Annotated in this window: 18 protein-coding genes and 1 pseudogene; 15 read left to right on the top strand and 4 right to left on the bottom strand. The window is 50.2% G+C overall.

All coding sequences use genetic code 11. From position 1 onward, the window contains the following. Position 1: 1 nt before the first annotated feature. The 4 genes from NXX38_RS09930 to NXX38_RS09915 are packed head-to-tail and all read right to left on the bottom strand — an operon-like array spanning position 2 to position 2,150. A complete protein-coding gene (locus tag NXX38_RS09930; RefSeq protein ID WP_008640913.1) occupies positions 2-301 on the bottom strand; it encodes a DUF4134 domain-containing protein in 300 nt (99 codons plus the stop codon). Positions 302-320: 19 nt separating this feature from the next. Next, on the bottom strand, positions 321-935 hold the full coding sequence (locus NXX38_RS09925; protein WP_008640912.1) for a hypothetical protein: 615 nt from the start codon (positions 933-935) through the stop codon (positions 321-323). 17 nt (positions 936-952) lie between these two features. Further along, positions 953-1,387, bottom strand: a complete 435-nt coding sequence (locus NXX38_RS09920; protein WP_032532525.1) for a DUF3408 domain-containing protein — start codon at positions 1,385-1,387, stop codon at positions 953-955. Further along, positions 1,368-2,150, bottom strand: coding sequence for a ParA family protein (locus tag NXX38_RS09915; RefSeq protein ID WP_032532524.1), 783 nt, complete (start codon positions 2,148-2,150; stop codon positions 1,368-1,370). Before NXX38_RS09915 ends, NXX38_RS09920 begins: the two co-directional genes overlap by 20 nt. 670 nt (positions 2,151-2,820) lie before the next feature. Between NXX38_RS09915 and mobA the strand changes: the two genes are divergently transcribed. The 15 genes and pseudogenes from mobA to NXX38_RS09840 all read left to right on the top strand — a co-directional run bounded on the left by mobA (position 2,821) and on the right by NXX38_RS09840 (position 19,286). Beyond that, complete coding sequence (mobA, locus tag NXX38_RS09910) at positions 2,821-3,249, top strand: conjugal transfer protein MobA (protein WP_004327358.1); 429 nt, start codon at positions 2,821-2,823, stop codon at positions 3,247-3,249. Next, positions 3,246-4,541, top strand: a complete 1,296-nt coding sequence (mobB, locus tag NXX38_RS09905; RefSeq protein ID WP_032532522.1) for a conjugal transfer protein MobB — start codon at positions 3,246-3,248, stop codon at positions 4,539-4,541. The genes mobA and mobB overlap by 4 nt, the downstream gene beginning before the upstream one ends. Before the next feature lie 22 nt (positions 4,542-4,563). Continuing rightward, positions 4,564-6,570 (top strand): conjugal transfer protein MobC, encoded by a 2,007-nt coding sequence (gene mobC / locus NXX38_RS09900; RefSeq protein ID WP_032532521.1) that lies wholly within the window; start codon positions 4,564-4,566, stop codon positions 6,568-6,570. A 340-nt stretch (positions 6,571-6,910) separates the two neighbouring features. Continuing rightward, positions 6,911-7,270, top strand: a complete 360-nt coding sequence (locus NXX38_RS09895) for a hypothetical protein (protein ID WP_014299618.1) — start codon at positions 6,911-6,913, stop codon at positions 7,268-7,270. A 459-nt stretch (positions 7,271-7,729) separates the two neighbouring features. Continuing rightward, positions 7,730-10,021 (top strand): hypothetical protein, encoded by a 2,292-nt coding sequence (locus NXX38_RS09890; RefSeq protein ID WP_032532520.1) that lies wholly within the window; start codon positions 7,730-7,732, stop codon positions 10,019-10,021. Between the two features lie 50 nt (positions 10,022-10,071). Continuing rightward, positions 10,072-11,283 (top strand): OmpA family protein, encoded by a 1,212-nt coding sequence (locus tag NXX38_RS09885; RefSeq protein ID WP_032532519.1) that lies wholly within the window; start codon positions 10,072-10,074, stop codon positions 11,281-11,283. Between the two features lie 564 nt (positions 11,284-11,847). Then, complete coding sequence (locus NXX38_RS09880; RefSeq protein ID WP_032532599.1) at positions 11,848-13,008, top strand: OmpA family protein; 1,161 nt, start codon at positions 11,848-11,850, stop codon at positions 13,006-13,008. Between the two features lie 85 nt (positions 13,009-13,093). Beyond that, a complete protein-coding gene (locus NXX38_RS09875) occupies positions 13,094-13,786 on the top strand; it encodes an MIP family channel protein (RefSeq protein ID WP_008640900.1) in 693 nt (230 codons plus the stop codon). Positions 13,787-13,868: 82 nt separating this feature from the next. Further along, entirely contained in the window at positions 13,869-14,291 is a 423-nt protein-coding gene (gene mscL, locus NXX38_RS09870; protein WP_008760197.1) for a large-conductance mechanosensitive channel protein MscL, read from the top strand. A 125-nt stretch (positions 14,292-14,416) separates the two neighbouring features. Continuing rightward, entirely contained in the window at positions 14,417-14,704 is a 288-nt protein-coding gene (locus tag NXX38_RS09865) for an HU family DNA-binding protein (protein WP_008760198.1), read from the top strand. Positions 14,705-14,880: 176 nt separating this feature from the next. Further along, a complete protein-coding gene (locus tag NXX38_RS09860) occupies positions 14,881-15,573 on the top strand; it encodes an SIMPL domain-containing protein (RefSeq protein WP_032532518.1) in 693 nt (230 codons plus the stop codon). A 125-nt stretch (positions 15,574-15,698) separates the two neighbouring features. Then, a complete protein-coding gene (locus NXX38_RS09855; protein WP_080696110.1) occupies positions 15,699-15,926 on the top strand; it encodes a charged multivesicular body protein 2b-B in 228 nt (75 codons plus the stop codon). Then, positions 15,923-16,114: a hypothetical protein gene (locus tag NXX38_RS09850; protein ID WP_032532516.1), complete on the top strand. Its 192-nt coding sequence runs from the start codon at positions 15,923-15,925 to the stop codon at positions 16,112-16,114. Before NXX38_RS09855 ends, NXX38_RS09850 begins: the two co-directional genes overlap by 4 nt. 117 nt (positions 16,115-16,231) lie before the next feature. After that, positions 16,232-17,420 (top strand): annotated as a pseudogene (locus tag NXX38_RS09845) (clostripain-related cysteine peptidase). Between the two features lie 345 nt (positions 17,421-17,765). Beyond that, on the top strand, positions 17,766-19,286 hold the full coding sequence (locus NXX38_RS09840) for a DUF4099 domain-containing protein (RefSeq protein WP_009040569.1): 1,521 nt from the start codon (positions 17,766-17,768) through the stop codon (positions 19,284-19,286). The last annotated feature ends 47 nt before the right edge of the window (positions 19,287-19,333 follow it).

Genomic DNA, 19,333 nt, shown 5'->3' with positions numbered 1-19,333 from the left:
TTTACAAGAAGAAGGAACGCAGGATAGTGGCCGCCACAATCAGGAAAATGCAGGCTCCGAACCACGACGCCGCCGTCTTTGACGTGTCGGGGTCCCCGCTGCTGAACTTTCCATATACTTTCACCCCTCCGATTAACCCTACCACAGCACCAATGGCGTAAATTAATTTCGTGCCTGGCTCGAAATACGAGGTGACCATCTGTGTAGCTTCCGTAATGCCTGCTTGCCCGTTTCCTTGTGCCATAGCACCCATTGCAGCCGTCAGGCAGGCCGCAATCAAAAAGAATTTCTTTTTTCTCATTTGTCTTGAACATTTTTAGTTAAACATTATGATTTTTCATCAGTCGGGCGACACGCTGCCGTGCACCCTCGAATGCATCCAGCATCGGTTCCCAGATATCCGACCCCATCACCGAGGGCAACACCTCACGAGCCTCCCGTTCCGCCTTTTCGTCCGCATCGTCCGACACCAGCACCCGGTGTACCTTCTTCAGGTCCTCGAAGGAGTATCCCGTGGCGAAATCGGGATTGCCGTCCGAATAATAAGCCCCCAGTTCTTCTTCCTCCTCCAGTTCCCTAACCTCTTCTGGTGTGGGCACGTATTCCTCCTCCTCGTCCTCTTCCGGCTCGATGTCGGAGTAATCCGCCCCGTCGTCCGCCGTTCCAGATTCCTCCACGTTTCCGGCTTTAGATTCGTTTCCACCCGTTTTGTTCCGGGCATCGTCCGTTTCTTCCCCCGCCTCGTTCCGTTCCATAAAGGGCTGGTAAGTACTTCTGCCCATGACCGTGTACGGCTCACCCGGTTGTTCCGGCTCCTTTTCCGTCCCGTACTTTTCCGTACGTTCGAACAGCCCGGTAATATCCTGCCGGTAATATTTCCAAAATACCCAGATGTAGTACACCGTCAGGACAAGGATCAATAATTTCAGTATCATTGTCTCCTCCTTTCTTTTCAAAATAAGTTTTCCAGTTTTCCGGCGTATGCCTCCTCGATCTCCTCCCGATACTGCTCGAAATGTTGCGCCAGCACGTTGTCAATGTATGCCGAGAGAGACACCCTGCCACCCGTCAGCATCACCGAGATTTTAGCGATGCGCTCGTGATACTCGCGTCGCACATAGACCGGCTTGCCGTAACGGGCAGGAATGTCCATACCTTTGAGGTAGGTCGTTTCATAGTCCGAAGTCTGCCTTGGCTTGCACCGTTTCGCATTCGCCGTTTTCCCTCCCCGCACCTTCTCCATGGGTACAGCAGTTCCCCTTCTCCCGGTTTCCCCCTCTTCCGTGTCCTCCGCACCGCCATTCCCGTCAGAGCGCACCTTTTCGCCTGCCATCATTCGCATCAGCAGTTCCTCGTCGATAGGTTCCTCATTCCACCGCTTCTTCATAATCTCCCAGTTTAAGAATGGATAATATCTCACGGGCCAGTTCAGGGATGCCACTTCCAGCAATCATCCGCTTGTCAGGGGGTAGCAAGGTGGAGCGGAACACCATCCGATTCCCCCTGTCCGCCTCTTTGCGGAAACGTTTCGTGTCTGGGATTCGTGTCTGTAGCATGGGTAACCCCATTTCAGCAACCACCTGCTCGTATTTCCGGTACAGTCCGCTTGTTTCCCGCCTGTCCACCAGGTTCCAGAAAAGATAGAGCCCTTTCAAACGGCTCGTTGTTTCTTTACCTAACATCATCCGCTGCAACACGTCGAGGAAAGCGAGTGTGCTTTCCAGCACCACCTTGTCCGCACTTATCGGGGCGAAGATGTAGTCCATCTGTGCGATTGTGCGTAGAATGCCCGCCGAGTTCACCGTGCCCGGCAGGTCGAAGAAAAGCAGATCGTAGCGGTTTTCTGTTGCCAGATCCCTTGCCGTATCGGGGGCTTGCTCCACCCGGCACTTGAGCACCGGATAGGCGGCACGCCCCGGTTGCCGCATCTGTTCGTAAGCCGCCCGTTTCAGGTATTCGTTCTCCAGTACAGCCCGGCTGTCACGCTCCCGCATCTCGTACAGGCTGTACTGCGGGAAGTCGCAGTCAATCACCGCCAGCGGATAGCCCAGGCGGTAGTGCAGGTAACCTGCCACCAGTACAGTCAGGGCGGTCTTACCGATGCCGCCTTTTTGTGTGGCGAAAGCCACATTTAATGTCTGTCTGTCCATATCGTCATTCAGTTAGTTTGTCATCCGGTTGCCTATGCAGCCATTTCTCTATTCATTCGTTCATTTATCCAGCCGTTCATCCGGTCATCCAACCGCCCGATTGACCGTTTAGCTGTTTAGCCATTTATCCGGCTAAACGTTTAACCGTCCGGTAAAACCATCATCTGTCCGGCAGTTTATCCGGTCAGCCGTTCACTTGTCCGACCGCCTGTTTATATGTCCTTCCGGACAACTGTCTGATTGCTTTCACGATGCAAAAGAATAGTAAATTATCGATGGATTATATAGCTGATTATCAATGTGGCGCACATTGTCCTTACACCCGTAGGTTTGTCGCATCCGGGCATGGTGACCGGACGGGAAAAGGGCTGTTACTTTGCAGGCGGAAACAAAAATAGAGTAAGAATGAAAAAGAGCGGCAACCGCCCGAGGGAGTGCCCCGGCACTCCGCAGCAGGCAAGGGCATCCTCAATCTGTCCGGCAGGACGGATTTTATTTTCAAACGAAAATGGCAAGTTGTGTGCTGCGGCACTCGAAATGAATTTCGTGCCTCACCACCACCTTGCCCCCTCAATGTGGCATCCCCCTCCAGAGTCGGGGGCTGCTCACGGGGAGAGCCGTAGGCATACGGCGTTTTCAGACCATGTTTCACTTAAAATTTTACAGGATGATGGACAATCAGAAGAAGTATGCGGGCAACCACGGGCGAAAGCCCAAGCCCGACAAGATGCGCCACCGCTACGTGTTCCGTCTGGATGACGGGGACAACGCCCGTTTCCTCGCGCTTTTCGACGAGTCGGGCAAGGCGACCAAGGCGGAGTTTATCGTTTCCGCACTTTTCGGCAGGGAGATTAAGGTTATTAAACTGGATAAGGGGACGCAGGATTTCTACATGCGCCTGACCACTTTCCACTCGCAGTTCCGTGCCATAGGCACGAACTACAACCAATGCGTGCGTGCGCTCAAATCCAATTTCTCGGAGAAGAAAGCCCTCGCTTTCCTCTACAAGCTGGAGCGGCACACCCTTGAACTGGTCGAGTTAAGCAAGCGGATTTCCGCACTGGTGGAGGAGTTCCAGAGCAAATACCCCGTCCGATGATAGCCAAGATCTCGCACGGAAGCAGCCTGTACGGGGTGCTTGCCTACAACCAGTTGAAGGTGGACGAACGGCACGCCGACGTGCTTTTCACCAGCCGGATTATCGAGCCGCAGGGCGATAACCCCTACACGATAGGGCATCTTTCCCGCTCGTTCGGTGACTACCTCACAGCCAACCGCAAGACCGAGAAGCCCGTCCTGCACATCTCCCTCAATCCCGACCCGAAGGATTGCTTGAGTGAAGAGCGGTTTGTCAGCTTGGCGGAGGAGTATATGCGGCGCATGGGCTTCGGCGACCAGCCCTATATCGTCTATCGCCACAACGACATCGGGCGGGAGCACCTGCACATCGTCTCCGTCCGGGTGGACGAAACCGGGCGGGCGATTTCCGACAGCTACGAGCACGGGCGTTCGATGAAGGTTTGCCGGGAACTGGAACGGCAGTTCGGTTTTGTCCCGGCTACGCCCAAGCAGTGGAAGGAGGGGCTGCCCTTGTCGCCCGTCGGTTACGGGGACGGCAATCTCAAGGGACAGTTGGCAGGAGTCATCCGCCCGCTCGCCCGGGAGTGGCGTTTCCGTACATTGGGCGAATACCGTGCCGTGCTTTCCCTTTACGGCATCACGGTGGACGAGGTAAAGGGGGAATACGGCGGGCGGGAGTATCACGGCTTGACCTATTCGGCAACTGACAGGGAGGGCAACAAGGTCGGCAAGCCCTTCAAGTCCTCCGTGTTCGGCAAGGAGGCGGGCATCGCTGCCCTCGAAAGGCGGATGCACAACGCTGCCGCATGGGAAAAGACCCACAAGGAGGTCGCCGCCGCCACCGCCGAAAAGGTTGCAGCCGCCATGCAGACCGCAGGGCATGACCGGGCGCAGTTCGAGCGGGAACTCATGCGGCAGGGAATCGGCGTGGTATTCCGTCAGAATGAAGCCGGGCGCATCTATGGGGCGACCTTCATCGACCATGCCGCCAAAGCCGTCTTCAACGGCTCCCGTCTGGGCAAGGAGTTTTCCGCAGGCGTGTTCAACGACCTTTTCGCCGAGCAGGAAGGCATTCACCTGCCGCAACCCTCCGCCGGAGTGGAACATCCCACCCGGCAGCAGGAGCATACGGGCGCATCCCAATGGGACGGACATACCGGCTATCGTCCCGACCACAAGGACGGCACTACCCAAAACGTGGCGGCCTCCTTCAACCTCTTTGCCCTCGTACCCGGCGGAGCGTCCGGTGACCAGCCCGTACCGCCGCAGCGCAAAAAGAAAAAGAGGCGCAAGTACGGCAGGCAACAATAATCAACTTAAAATTCAACGAATTATGCAAAACGAAGACGATTTGCGTGGACTCGCCAAAGTCATGGAGTTCATGCGTGCGATAAGCATTTTATTTGTAGTCATCAATATTTATTGGTTCTGTTACCAGTCCGTCCGGGAATGGGGCATCGACATCGGCGTGGTCGATAGGATATTGCTCGGCTTCCAGCGTACCGCCGGGCTGTTCTCCAATATCCTCTGGACGAAGCTCTTCGCCGTGCTGTTCCTCGCCCTTAGCTGCCTCGGCACAAAGGGCGTGAAGGAGCAGAAAATCACGTGGCGCAGGATCATCCTTTGCGGCGTATCCGGCTTGCTGCTCTTTTTCGGCAACTGGTGGCTGCTCGCCCTTCCTCTGTCGCTTCCGGCAGACACCGTGCTGTATATCGCCACCCTTACCGTCGGGTATATCTGCCTGCTCATGGCAGGGCTGTGGATGTCACGCCTGCTGAAGACCGACCTGCTCGAAGACGTGTTCAACGTCGAGAACGAATCCTTCATGCAGGAGACCGAACTGAAGGAGAACGAGTATTCTGTCAATCTCCGCACCCGCTTCTGGTTCAGGGGAAGGGCGTATGACGGATGGATTAACCTTGTCAATCCCTTCCGTGCGACGATGGTCTTGGGTACGCCCGGTTCGGGCAAGTCCTATGCGATAATCAACCAGTATATCAAACAGACCATCGAGAAGGGCTATTCGCTCTTCCTGTATGATTTCAAGTACCCCGACCTCGCCGAGATAGCCTACAACCACCTGCTCGCCCACTTGGACAGCTACAAGGTCAAGCCCAAGTTCTACGTGATAAACTTCGACAATCCGAGGGAAAGCCACCGCTGCAACCCCATCCATCCCGACTTCATGACCGACATCAGCGATGCCTACGAGAGTGCCTACACGATAATGTTAAATTTGAACCGCACGTGGATTTCCAAGCAGGGCGATTTCTTCGTGGAATCGCCTATCATTCTGTTAGCCAGTATTATATGGTATCTCAAAATCTACAAGAACGGCAAGTATTGCACCTTCCCCCATGCCATCGAGTTCCTGAACCGCAAGTATGCCGACATTTTCCCCATCCTGACCTCGTACCCGGAGCTTGAGAACTACCTTTCTCCCTTCATGGACGCATGGGAAAGCTCGGCGGTGGAGCAGTTGCAGGGGCAGATTGCCAGTGCCAAGATACCGCTTTCCCGCATGATCTCCCCGGCTCTCTACTGGGTGATGACGGCGGACGATTTCACCCTCGACATCAACAATCCCAAAGAGCCGAAAGTGCTGGTAGTCGGCAACAATCCCGACCGTCAGGGCATCTACGGGGCGGCTTTGGGATTGTACAACTCCCGCATTGTCAAGCTCATCAATAAGAAGAAACGTCTCAAATCCTCCGTGATTATCGACGAGCTGCCCACCATTTACATACGTGGGCTGGATAACCTCATTGCCACCGCTCGAAGCAACAAGGTAGCCGTCATGCTCGGCTTTCAGGATTTCTCTCAGTTGAAGCGTGACTACGGTGACAAGGAAAGCGCCGTAATCTGTAACACGGTCGGCAATGTATTTGCAGGTCAGGTAGTTGCGGAAACCGCCAAGACGCTCTCCGAACGCTTCGGAAAGGTCCTGCAGAAACGGCAGAACATGACCATCAACCGGAACGAGACTTCCGTCTCCATCAACACCCAGATGGACAGCCTTATTCCGGCAAGCAAGATTTCCAACCTCACGCAGGGCATGTTCGTGGGGGCGGTAGCCGACAACTTCGACGAGCGCATCGAGCAGAAGATTTTCCATGCCGAGATTGTAGTGGATAACGAGAAGGTTAGGCGGGAGACCGCCCGCTACGTGAAGATACCGCAGATCATCGACTTCACCGATAAGGATGGCAACGACACCATGCAGCAGCAGATTGATGCCAACTACTACCGCATCAAGAGCGAGGTTAAGCAGATTGTCGCTGACGAGATCGAGCGCATCAAGGCGGATCCGAAACTCTCACACCTGATCAAAAACGGATAATAAGCGTAAATTTCTACCTTAGTAGTAAAACAGTTGTTTTTATATAGTTTTACCAAGTTGGTTGAACAGCGCAAATTGTTGAATAATAGCGAATTTAAGCAATTCTTCGCCAAGAGCGCAAACCGAAAATTACGCAGCCATGGAAAATAGCAGGGAAAAGGATAACTGACCAAGGAGCAACTTGATATAATGTGGCAGGCTGTCTGCATCTGTCTAGGAAAGACACCGCAGGCGGTCAGGACGTGCTGGAAATGCATAAAACACTCCAGGCGAACAAAGTCCTGTTCAGGATGACGGATGAAAGAACAAGGGTGCAGCAACGGACGAGTACCTGCAACAGTTGAGCCGACAGATAGACCGGTTGGAAGGGTTGAAAGTAAACCACAGCCATAGTTTCAACGTGACATATTCCAGGTCGTATCTTGTTCAAGTCACCATCGTGGAATTGTTTCTTTTTTCGCTGGTGCATAACGCATGGCAGCTTAAAAGGGGCTGGCGGCTCAAATACCGCTACGTTCTGATGTCGGGAAATGCGGACGCCAAGACACTTGACAGGCTGGAGAACTGCTTCGAGTGGAACAGGGACAGGAAGCTAATATGGAAGATCAGGAAAGAGGTGGAGGACTTCGAGCGTTGGACGGAAAAGAAAGTGGCAGAAATGCTGCGTGCTAAAAGACAACAGCCGGGAGTGGGGAAATAACATACAAGAAAGAAAAAGGTCCAAAATATACCGTACTTCCTGATTTTTAAACGCTTCAAGTTATTGATTACAAGAACGGATTGTCTGAAGACGAAATTGTTAGATGATCAAAGTGACCATAACAACCGTATGGTATTTCTTGTTATAGTCGGTTGCATCTGATTATGCAGGAATTTTAATGTACATATTCAAATATAAATATTGATATAGGCCAAAAATACGGTTTATTTATTAATAAAATCATGATTACTGAACGAATTGTTAAAAAATAGAGCTAAATTGATAAGTTAAAAATTAAAATATTCATCTTATTTTGCAAAAAATATATTATTAATATTAATAACTATAACAAGTATGGTTAATTTTTACTGCTCGTTTTTCCGTAAATCAAGGAATTATTTTAGGTATTGATTATATTGATTTATTCCTCATTTTATATATTTAAAATTAAACAATTACATGAATTTATTCAAATCATCAGTTCTGTGCGGCATGGTCATAGTGTCATTCATGACATCCTGTACAGACGTGGATATCACCATGCCCAAGGGGCCCAAAGGTGATACGGGGCTTTCAGCCTACGAGTTTTGGAAGGAAAAAGTTGCGGATGGAACCGTCAACTGGCCGAAGGATCAGACAGAAGTCGCTGACTTCTTCAAGTTTCTCAAGGGAAAAGATGGCAAAGACGGGAAGGATGGTCAGAGTGCTTTCGAGCAGTGGAAAGACATGATTGCCAGCGGTAGCGTGGACGACCCGCATAATCCCGGCGAGAAATGGCCCTCCGAAAACAACACGGTACAGGATTTCTGGCGTTTCCTGACCGGAGCCAGCGGAGAGGACGGACAGACACCGCATATAGGTGATAACGGCAACTGGTTCATTGGGAAAGAGGATACCGGTATCGGCGCACGTGGGCGTGATGGTCAGGATGGTAAAGACGGTAAAGACGGAACGAATGGTCGTGATGCTATACCGCCGACAGTCACCATTGGCGATAACGGCAACTGGTATATTAACGGAACGGATACAGGCAAGCCTGCTTTCGGTAAGGATGGCAAAGATGGAAAGGACGGAAAGGATGCCGTGCCTCCTACGGTCACCATCGGCGATAACGGCAACTGGTTTGTGGACGGAACGGATACCGGGAAAAAGGCCGTTGGGCAGGACGGGAAATCTCCCGAGGTTGCCATTGGCGATAACGGCAACTGGTATATAAATGGAACGGATACAGGCAAGCCCGCTTTCGGTAAGGATGGCAAAGATGGAAAGGACGGAAAGGATGGAGCTAACGGAGCCAACGGTAAAAGTGCCTACGAGCTTTGGAAAGAGTATATCTCGTCCGGTGATGTGGACAACCCGCATAATCCTGACCAAAAATGGCCGGCGGACCGGAACAAGCAGACTGATTTCTGGGATTTCCTGACCGGAAAATCCTCTGTTATCGAGATAGAAGTTGGAAAATACAATGTTATTCCTGAATACTGGAACTCTTCCCTGAAAGAGTATGTTGTACCTTCGGACGGTTCGGTTCTATTTACCGTGTATGACAAGACCGGCAAAAAGGTCACAGCCGGAGTAAAAGTGAGCGACTTACCCGGTGTATCTTCTACGGATGCATTTATCACAAACGAGGAAGGGCAGTTCAAGGTCACATGGGATAAATTGCCAGACAATAAGGGTTTATCAGAAAGGAAAGGAAGTGTGACTGTAACGGTTGATGGAACGCAGGAAACGAGTGCGGGCAACACGTTGGTGCCGAATAGGATCAATGTTAGAGCTATCATTACAAGCGCATATCTGTCTAATTATTCTAATACGTCGATAGATATTTATAGGACACTAAATGTATATTACAGATTCGAGCGTCAAGTGGATGGAGAATGGGATAAGTATCCGACGTCCATTACTACTCCTTATAATAGTATGAAATCGGCCAGGGTTAAAGATATAAACCGGCCTGTCAACGAAGGAAATGTGGACAAAGATCAGTTAGTCCGCTATAGCAATGGAAACTCATATCTCTACATCATTCGTCCGTTGGTTTTGACAGAGACGGAGAAGGCAAATGTGGCGAAGAATGATACTGTCGGCAAGTTGGCGAAATATGAATGGGACCAAACAGACAATTATGCGGCACTGTATTTTGGTGATGGTACGGGAAGTTATAATGACTATGGACAGACTATATATTTGCAGGACAAGATACATGTCCCGGAAGTGTATCCGGCCCCATCTTTTAAAGAAAACAGTGTGTTTATTGAAATCAAGCAGGGTATTACCACCATGTGGGGAGAGATTGACACGGATAATTTACAGGATTTTTATAAAACATACGCTTACCCGACAGGGCAAGATAAATTTACAAAAGAGGAAGGAACCAATGTTTGGAAACATCCGGAAGGCAAGTTGCCGGCATCAGAGCTGGAAGAAAATCGGGCTGTATTTATAGAAATGCGTACTTTCATCAATGGAACGGGAGGAACTGTACATACCGGATCCAAGCCGTTGTCAACGGGAGGCAAGCGCTTTAAACTGACAAGCACTTATCCCAATAACTGGATTGGTCTGGATATCAGACGACGGACAGAAAGCACTGATAAAATAACATATAATATATCTAACGAGTACCGTGGGCGTTACGCTTACTATCTGTTAAAAGAGGAAGATAAGTACTATTTAGTTGATTTTGCGGACTGGTCCAAGCGGATGCCCTTGCCAATCAAGGATTGTCCTGTCGACTGGATGAATTGATTTATTTATTGGATAATTGAATATGAAGAAAAAAAATAACGATATGCTTTGTGTGTCTCTCCTTGCTGTTGGTCTCTCTGGCGGTGAGAGGACAGGACACGAAAACGACCCGTCGTGTGCCTCTCCAGGCAGAGGTGACGCATGACGGACTGTCAGAAAAGGAATCAAAAGCCTGGGAGATCGGTCTCGGCGGTTCGCTGATAAACTGGAGTCGGGTGTCAGTCACTGGTTTCCGGAGTACGCCGGACAACTACTTTTATAACCTGAAAGCGAATCATCTGATGGGAGGGGCAAACTTGTACATCGCACGGGAATTGAACCGGTGGTTTTACCTGGATTTGCAGGGAAGCGTCGGTTTGACGAAAAACAACAACCGTACCGCAGGTGATGACAGGAAACGTGATTTACTGTACATGGGGGGACTGGGGCTACAATTCCGCTTTACTCCCCTGCTCAGATCCCAATGGGTTGAACCTTATCTCAGGGTAGGTGTGAACTATCTGCATAAAGACTTTGCTTCCGTATATGGCGGCAACTTTGAGGATGATCCAACCGGACAGGCATATTGGGAGTCTTCCGACATCTGGAATCCTGACGGGCGTTCATCCGACAAAAACTCGTTTGTTCCCCTGTCTTTCGGGGCGGGTGTGAAAGCCTGGTTAAGCAACTCGTTCGGGCTGGGGTTACAAGGTGAATACCTTCTGCCCGTGCAGAAGGGGCTTCCCCACTTCGTTCAGGTTTCTGCCAGTGTCATCTGGCGTATTGGCGGAAAGAGCAAACATGCGGCTCCGGTGGTACGATATGTGGAGATAGAGAAACCCGTGGAAAGAATCGTCGAGCGGGTGGTTGAGAAAAAGGTGGAGGTTCCGGCCATTATTGACACTATGGCGTGTGATCTCTTGGAGAATATCCATTTTGAATTTGACAGGGATGTCATAACAGCCACTTCGGAAAGAACGCTTGACAGGCTGGCAGAGCTACTGAAAAGCTATCCGGACAGCCGTTTCCTTATCACGGGCTACACGGACGCCAAAGGAAGCGACTCCTATAACTTGACCCTTTCCGCACGGCGTGCTGAAAAGGTGCATGCCGCCCTGATCGGGCGTGGAGTTCCCGCCCGGATGATTAAATGGCGTGGCGTGGGTAAGCGTGCGGCCATTATCTCCGCCACTGCTGCGGACAATATCCGTGAAGGGGACAGAAAAGTCCTGCTGGAACGGGTTACCAACATGGATTATTGGAATGCCCTGGATAGCAAATAACCCGAATGTTCAGATAGTGATGAAAATGGATTGAAACAGTGCGGGAATCTCATCCGCATCATTCTATTCCCAGGTCAGGAGGAGTAATACGGGGCATTTCTCCGCCAGGCCTGGGAATTTTACTTTACATGACCGGATGGACGTGCAACAGGTTTGGATGATTATCGAGAATGATTAATAAGCATAAAACCGCTTATGCTATGATTGTATTGCTGCAAAATTATAAATATAATTGTCCATGTTTTTGCATTGCTAATAAACAGATCGACACTGCTTTTCATGGGGAAGCAGGCAGAATGATCGCTCATGATAATACTTGTGATTCACATGAATGGAAAAAACTTGTGTCTTTGTAGTTTAACAATCAAAATATTAAAACTTATGAATACTCTTCTTTTGAATGCCACTTCTTCCAAAAGAAAAAGAATCACTTCTGAAGGTCATCCATACAGCCAGTTTCTTTGCATTAAAGAGCTAAAATGACAAAAAAAAGAGCTGGAATGAAAACATGTGTTTTTGAATAAATTTCGATTTTTGCAAAATAATTAAAAATTAAACCTTATGATGAAGAAAATTTTTATCAGTTTGTTTTTGTCTGGTGTTTTTATGTATCACACAAATGCCCAGACTGCAGTAGAGGGTAACAAGTTTCTGGACAACTGGTCCATCGGGATCAGTGCGGGAGGAACAACCCCGTTAACACATCATTCTTTCTTTGGAAACATGCGCCCGATCACGGGGATAGAACTGAATAAACAATTGACACCGGTTTTCGGTTTCGGTTTGGAGGCGGTCGGAAGCTTTAACACCTCACAAAGCAGGACCATTTTCGACCGCTCCAATGTCAGTCTGTTGGGGTTGGTGAACCTGAACAATCTCCTTGGGACCTATACCGGGGTTCCCAGACCTTTTGAAATCGAAGCGGTGGCCGGAATCGGATGGTTGCATTATTATATGAACCGGGAAACGGGTTCCGATCAGAACAGCATGTCAACAAAACTGGGCCTGAACTTTAATTTCAACCTGGGAGAGAGCAAGGCATGGACATTGGCACTGAAACCTGCCCTGGTCTATGACATGAATGCTATGGGTTCCGAAGCCGTACGTTTCCATTCCGGACGGGCCGTATGGGAAATATCCGTTGGTCTGAAGTATCATTTCGGATGTAGTAACGGGAAACACCACTTTACAAAAGTGAGAGCTTACGACCAGCAGGAGGTGGATGTCTTGAACGCAAAAATTAATGAACTTCATACACAGGCCGGTAAAGATGCCGAGGCATTGCAGGAGGCAGTGCGAAAGGTAACGGAACTGGAGGCCGCACTGGACAAATGCCGCAACCAGGAACCAAAAATTGTGAAAGACACCATTGACAACACTAAAAAGACGCTGGAATCCGTCATAACTTTCCGCCAGGGCAGGACGACAGTTGACAACTCCCAACTCCCGAATGTCGAACGTATCGCTACTTATTTAAAGAACCATAAGGGAGCAAGTGTGCTCATCAAGGGTTATGCCTCTCCTGAGGGAAGCGTGGAAGTTAACGAGCGGATCGCCCGACAAAGAGCGGAGGCCGTGAAAAAAATGCTGGTGGGCAAGTATGGAATTGCAGAAGAACGGATTGTAGCCGAGGGCCAGGGAGTAGGGAACATGTTCGAGGAGCCCGACTGGAACCGGGTAAGCATCTGTACGATCAACGCGGGAACGGAATCCAGTAGCCGTTAAATGCGATCCGGAAAATACCGGAAAGATGCATTCACTTGAACAGAATGTATTAACTATATTTATTCTACATGTAATTTGAAATGCTATGAACAGGTATGTATCTGAAATGATCGGGACAATGATCCTTGTTTTGATGGGATGCGGAAGTGCTGTTTTTGCCGGGGATATGCCCGGTGCGGTCACCACCGGGGTGGGTACCCTGGGAGTTGCCATAGCCTTCGGGCTGTCGGTGGTCGCCATGGCATACGCTATTGGCGGAATATCCGGATGCCATATAAATCCGGCGATCACACTGGGCATGTACTGCTCGGGAGGAATGGGGGGCAAGGATGCCCTGTTATACATTATTTTCCAGATAATCGGGGGGATTCTCGGATCAGCCGTACTTTTCATACTGGTATCTACGGGGCCACATGCCGGCCCTACCATGACAGGGAGCAACGGCTTTGCTGAGGGGGAAATGTTGCAGGCCTTTATCGCTGAGGCCGTCTTTACGTTTATTTTCGTTCTTGTGGCGCTGGGAGCCACGGATAAAAAGAAAGGGGCCGGTAAACTGGCGGGCCTGGTCATCGGGCTGACGCTTGTCCTGGTGCATATCGTATGTATTCCCATCACCGGAACATCAGTAAATCCCGCGCGCAGCATAGGACCCGCACTTTTCGAGGGAGGAGGCGCGATCTCACAGCTTTGGCTATTTATCGTCGCTCCACTGACAGGAGGTCTGGCCAGTGCCATAGTGTGGAAAGCCATTTCTCAGCATAGCGACAGACAACGATGAAGGGAAGGTGGATGACCCCGAGACACGTTTCTCTGTTATCCACCTTTGTTTGATACATTATTATCAACTAAAATAAAAAAAGATGTCAAAAAGTAGTTTTTTACTGGATTTTAAGGCGTTTGTCATGCGTGGAAACGTAGTAGACATGGCCGTGGGTGTGATTATTGGCGGTGCCTTCGGGAAAATAATATCTTCAGTGGTGGCAGACATCATCATGCCACCGATAGGGTTGCTGGTAGGCGGAACCAACTTCTCGGAACTGAGATGGGAATTGGAACCCGCTAGGGTAGTTGATGGGGTCGAACAGGCGGCCGTCACGATAAACTATGGAAACTTCATACAGACCATGCTGGATTTTGTGATCATCGCTTTTGCCATTTTCTTGTTCATCCGCCTGCTCTCCAATCTCAGGCGCAAAAAAGAAGAGACACCCTTGCCCCCACCTGTCCCGAGCAACGAGGAAAAGTTACTTTCAGAAATACGTGACTTGCTGAAGAAACAATGACGTTTATTCAAACGGTATGGACGGTATCGGGCAGGAACATATCTGAGGAACAGGCTACTCCTTGGCGGTGGAAATTTTCCTTTGTCCCTGAATGATAAAAATAGTGTGAACATTAAAATTCAGATATGACTAAAGCAGATATTATAAACCGGGTCTCTGAGGAGCTTGGAATCGATCGCAGGACCGTTGGCCTGGTAATCGAGAGTTTCATGAAATGCGTGAAGGATGCACTCGGCAGAGAGAGAATTGTATTCCTGCGCGGATTCGGGACCTTTTCTTTGAAGAAAAGGGCGGCAAAGAAGGCACAGAATATCCAACAGCACACAACCATATGCATCCCGGCTCGCAAGGTCCCTCATTTTAAACCCTCGGAGTCTTTCTTGGTTCTCCGGAAAGAAGATAATCGAAAATAGACCGGGAGTGAATCTACCCCTTCCATTGTCAGGGAGGGGTGGATTTTAATGTGTTTTATGGAAATTTATCAATCATGTTTTACTCCTGTTTTCCAGCCCCGTTCAGATATGGACTACAGGATCATAGATGACCGGACGATCATGTAGATTCCCGGTAAACCTGTAAATAGACTGTTATGCGTGTTTTCAATCTTTTATTGTTGATCTTCATGTTCATCCCCTTTCCGCTGCCCGCTCAGGTGGGCGAACGTTATATAGAGGTAACCGGTACTTCCGAGATAGAGGTAGTTCCTGACAGGATTCATTACGTTATCGAAATAAGGGAGTACTTCGAAGAAGAGTTTGATGGCGTATCCAAACCGGAAGAATATCGGACGAAGGTTCCTCTTACCAGGATAGAGGAGGAATTGAAGCAGGTTTTGAAAATAGTCGGAGTGCCACGGGAGGCAATCCGCACAAAGGATGTGGGCGATAATTGGCGTAAGCCGGGACAGGATTTTCTGGTTTTCAAATCATTTGATGTCACGTTACGTGACTTCACACTGATTGATGAAATTTTAAAACGGGTGGACACAAAAGGAATTCATACGATGTATATAGATAAACTGGAACATAGGGATATCCTGTCCTATCACAGGAAGGGCAAGATAGAAGCACTGAAAGCGGCACGGGAAAAGGCGGTTTACCTGCTGGAGGCAATAGGTAAGAGGCCGGGTGAGATCATCCGCATCGTGGAAGGAGGGGATGCTGGAAAAGAGATGTTTGCACAAGGTCATATCTTATCGGTTGCCCCGCCCCCATTCGAGAGAAGCCGCACGATAAAAAAGAGATATTCGATGCTGGTCCGGTTCGGGATCGTGGATCGATGAACCGTTATTATAACAAATCCCGGAATGGACTTGCAAGAGAAGATAACGGGCATTCGGGTTTGCGGTGAAATATCCGGCCTTTTCTCTGACCGGTAAATAGATTAATAGATTCAACTCACGATAAGATGAAAGATTATTACTTTATTATGAATGCCGGGGTAAAAGCCGGAGGAGAGATCACCCATGCGGTATTAGAAGGGAAAATTGTATCTGCACCGAAAGGATACGATGCCTTCACGGGGATTGAAGCGGCCAGGGAGAAACTGGCTTGCGGGAATATCCGTCAGCAGATGGAAGAATTCGGTATCGAACTTGAGATCGTGCCGGTAAATACTGTTTTTTTACTACGATGAAGGAATATTGCGTTTATTGGTTTGAAAACGGAGAACCGAGGCACGAGGTATTTTCCTGTCTGGACGGGGCGGAGATGTTTTCCTGCATGATAAGAGGACAGGACGACGTGGAACACGTGGAAATATCCGAGGAAGATATTTCCGCTCCGGAGGAATTCCGGGAAATATGCCCCGGAGATTTCTCTTGAACATATGACATGGATCCGGGGTCCTTTTTTGCCGTAGCCTGGCGGTAAAGGAACCTTATCTGGTTGTAAAATCGGGCAGTGTCAACCATTTTTTCACCGATTAATCGCATACGCAAGATGAAAGCTCCACGGAAAATTTATACATGGACCAGTATCCTGCTTTTCGTGTGCTGTTCCCTTATTTTTCTTTCATGTGAAAAGGAAGAGCTCGGGGAAGCCATGGAAAATCGGAAAACGTTATTCATGTTTCTGCCGTGGTCCACTGACCTGACAGGCTATTTTTACACCAATATCGCGGATATGGAGGCGTGTGTAAGCAGAAGGGGGCTGGAGCATGAAAGAATTCTCGTGTTTATGTCCACGAGCTCTACGGAAGCCACGATGTTTGAGATCATACATTCCAAAGGAAAGTGCGATCGTAAAACGCTGAAAAGGTATGGCACTCCGGGGTTTACTACGGTGGAGGGCATAACGGGGATATTGAACGACGTGCAGGAATTTGCTCCTGCTCCGGTTTACGCTATGATCATAGGTTCCCATGGCATGGGATGGCTTCCTGTGGACGGTACACAGGCGCATTCCCTTTTCCGGATGAAAAAGCATTGGGAGTATCAGGAGCAGCCGCTGACACGCTATTTCGGGGGACTGACCCGGGAGTTCCAAACGGACGTGGGTACCCTGGCCCGGGGGATTGTAGGCGCGGGCGTCAAAATGGAGTATATCCTGTTTGACGATTGCTATATGTCATCCGTAGAGGTTGCCTATGAACTGAAAGAAGCCACAAGATTTCTTATAGCCTCTACCAGTGAAATGATGGCATACGGAATGCCTTACGCCACTGTGGGGGAGTTCCTGCTGGGAAATCCTGATTACGGATCCCTTTGCGAAGGATTCCACGACTTTTATTCAACCTATGAAATGATGCCCTGCGGGACACTGGCTGTGACAGATTGCTCTGAATTAGATAATATGGCTGCTATCATGAAAAGTATCAATGACAGGTATGTTTTCGATGATTCCCTACAAGGAGAACTCCAGGGGACTGGACGGATACACCCCCGTCATCTTTTATGACTTTGCCGATTATGTCCTCACCCTCTGCTCTGACCCTATCCTGACAGCCCGCTTCAGGGAACAGCTGGAGCGGCTTGTTCCCTATAAAACCCATACGGGTAAATTTTATTCCAGGGCCAGAGGGCCCCTTCCCATACATACTTTCTCGGGTATAACGATCTCGGACCCGAGCACCAATCCCATGGCCTTACTGAAAGGTACGACCTCTTGGTACAAGGCCACACACGAATAACCCCGTGGAAAACGGACAGATGAAAATACCCGCATATGACGCAAATATTCCCCTTTCTTCATAAAATTTCCGATAAGTTCGGACAGCATCGAAAATAATTCTACACGTATGTACCATATATAATTTTGCAGTGATATTTTTATTTACAGTTTATTCGGGGTAAAAAGGTCACGAGAAAATCAAAACTTCAATTACTCTCGAACCGGAATGTGACAAATCTACGAACAGGAGGACAAACGAGGATACCTAAGCCGTAAATTGCACGTTTCCAGCATTCATCCCATATCTTTACGTCCGGTTTCAATCGGAACCTTAAAAATATTCACCATTTAATTTTTTCAGATTATGGACGAACAACCGGACAGCAGCCAGCAGTTAATGGACATCCTGCTCGTCATGGACGAGAAAGGCACGCTCCAAGCCGTCAGCGGAGTAAAGGACGGCGAGTTACAGACCAAGAACCCACTGGAGGACAACAACGACCTCCTGCGGGTGGATCGCCACGGCGATATGTTTTCAAATTTCTTTTCCAACCTCTGGAGCCAGTTGAAAGATCCGACCCGCTTCCATTTCTTCCGTGTTCCGGAAGAGGAGGTGCAACGGGTAGCCGCCGATTTCCGGCAGCGGGAGAGCCGGTCGGTCAAGACAGGTGAGCCGCTCCTCGCACAGTACGAGGTGCAGCCGCCCGTGCAGGCACAGCAGCAGACCCAAGCCGGGCAGCAGCAACAGCCGGAGGATGCGCCGCAGCAGTCCGCCGGGCAGACCGAACAGAACCCGCAGTACAAGTACCGCCCGGAGGACATCGACTGGAACAGCCTCGCTGCCCTCGGCGTGCAGCGGGAACAGATTGAGGGCAACGGGATGCTCGACCAGATGCTCCGGGGCTTCCAGACCGACAAGACTGTCCGGGTGCATTTCCACTTCGAGGGCATCTCGCACAGCAACGATAGCCAGCTCTCGCTCAAACCCGGCACGGACGGCAGGCTGACCGTTTGCAGCCACGGCATCCTCGACCCGGAGAAGATGCAGAAGCAGTTCTTCGGTTACGACATCACCGACTCCGACAAGCAGGTGCTCCGGCAGACGGGCAACATGGGGCACCCGGCGACCGTCACCAACCGGGCGGGCGAGCAGGTCGAAGCCCTTGTCAGCCGCAACCTCAAGACCAACGAGCTGGTCGCTTTCCCGCTCTCCAAGGTCAATATCCCGGCGGAGAAGAACGGGCATACCTTCACCCCGGACGAAATAGCCCGGCTCAAACAGGGCGAGGCGGTGGTCTGCCAGTTCCTTTCCAGAGCCAAGGAGGGGGAGCAACCCAAGATCTACCCGGCTCCCGTACAGTTCAGCGCAGCCAAGATGCAGCTCGAATTTCTCTTCGGCGACCGGGGCAAGCTGGCGATGGATGCGTACAAGACGAACCTGAAACAGACCGCCAATCAGGAGGTGCCGAAGACTTTCCGCAAGCAGGAGCTTACCGAGAAGTCCCGCCTCGAACTCGAAGCCGGGGGAACGGTCAAGGTCTCCGGTCTGGTGGACAAGAAAGGAAAAGCCTACCAAGGCTACATCACATGGAAGCCCGGCGAGAAGCCCGCCTTCATGTTCCCCAAGGACTACAAGGCGGCACTCGAAGAGGGGCGTGTCAAGCCCGCCGTGGAGAACGAGGTGCAGGTGGCGGTCAATTCCGAGGGCAAGACCGTAGAGGCGACACGCAACCTGAAAGAAGCCCTGCAATCCGCACAGCAGCGCCCCACCGGGGAGCAGAAACAGCAGCAGGAGCGCAAGCAGGAGCAGAAAGAGGAACGGAAACAGTCACAGAAGCAGGAACAGCCCGACAAGCCCAAGCGCAGCCGGGGTGTCCGCCGCTGATTTCCCCCGCCACTCTGTAAATGAATTACACGGTTATCCCGTCCGGA

The organism is Bacteroides sp. BFG-637, from assembly GCF_024793605.1.
Classification (GTDB): domain Bacteria; phylum Bacteroidota; class Bacteroidia; order Bacteroidales; family Bacteroidaceae; genus Bacteroides; species Bacteroides vicugnae.
Note: the sequence above shows the minus strand (reverse complement) of the source record. Positions and strands in the feature narration are given on the sequence as shown.

Excerpts from the sequence above, each read along its gene's own strand:
- mobB (WP_032532522.1), top strand. The coding sequence starts at position 3,246 with ATGATAGCCAAGATCTCGCACGGAAGCAGCCTGTACGGGGTGCTTGCC.
- mobA (WP_004327358.1), top strand. The coding sequence starts at position 2,821 with ATGGACAATCAGAAGAAGTATGCGGGCAACCACGGGCGAAAGCCCAAG.
- NXX38_RS09880 (WP_032532599.1), top strand. The coding sequence starts at position 11,848 with ATGAAGAAAATTTTTATCAGTTTGTTTTTGTCTGGTGTTTTTATGTAT.
- NXX38_RS09860 (WP_032532518.1), top strand. The coding sequence starts at position 14,881 with ATGCGTGTTTTCAATCTTTTATTGTTGATCTTCATGTTCATCCCCTTT.
- NXX38_RS09925 (WP_008640912.1), bottom strand. The coding sequence starts at position 935 with ATGATACTGAAATTATTGATCCTTGTCCTGACGGTGTACTACATCTGG.
- NXX38_RS09865 (WP_008760198.1), top strand. The coding sequence starts at position 14,417 with ATGACTAAAGCAGATATTATAAACCGGGTCTCTGAGGAGCTTGGAATC.
- NXX38_RS09840 (WP_009040569.1), top strand. The coding sequence starts at position 17,766 with ATGGACGAACAACCGGACAGCAGCCAGCAGTTAATGGACATCCTGCTC.
- NXX38_RS09920 (WP_032532525.1), bottom strand. The coding sequence starts at position 1,387 with ATGAAGAAGCGGTGGAATGAGGAACCTATCGACGAGGAACTGCTGATG.
- mobC (WP_032532521.1), top strand. The coding sequence starts at position 4,564 with ATGCAAAACGAAGACGATTTGCGTGGACTCGCCAAAGTCATGGAGTTC.
- mscL (WP_008760197.1), top strand. The coding sequence starts at position 13,869 with ATGTCAAAAAGTAGTTTTTTACTGGATTTTAAGGCGTTTGTCATGCGT.
- NXX38_RS09915 (WP_032532524.1), bottom strand. The coding sequence starts at position 2,150 with ATGGACAGACAGACATTAAATGTGGCTTTCGCCACACAAAAAGGCGGC.
- NXX38_RS09890 (WP_032532520.1), top strand. The coding sequence starts at position 7,730 with ATGAATTTATTCAAATCATCAGTTCTGTGCGGCATGGTCATAGTGTCA.
- NXX38_RS09850 (WP_032532516.1), top strand. The coding sequence starts at position 15,923 with ATGAAGGAATATTGCGTTTATTGGTTTGAAAACGGAGAACCGAGGCAC.
- NXX38_RS09855 (WP_080696110.1), top strand. The coding sequence starts at position 15,699 with ATGAAAGATTATTACTTTATTATGAATGCCGGGGTAAAAGCCGGAGGA.
- NXX38_RS09875 (WP_008640900.1), top strand. The coding sequence starts at position 13,094 with ATGAACAGGTATGTATCTGAAATGATCGGGACAATGATCCTTGTTTTG.
- NXX38_RS09930 (WP_008640913.1), bottom strand. The coding sequence starts at position 301 with ATGAGAAAAAAGAAATTCTTTTTGATTGCGGCCTGCCTGACGGCTGCA.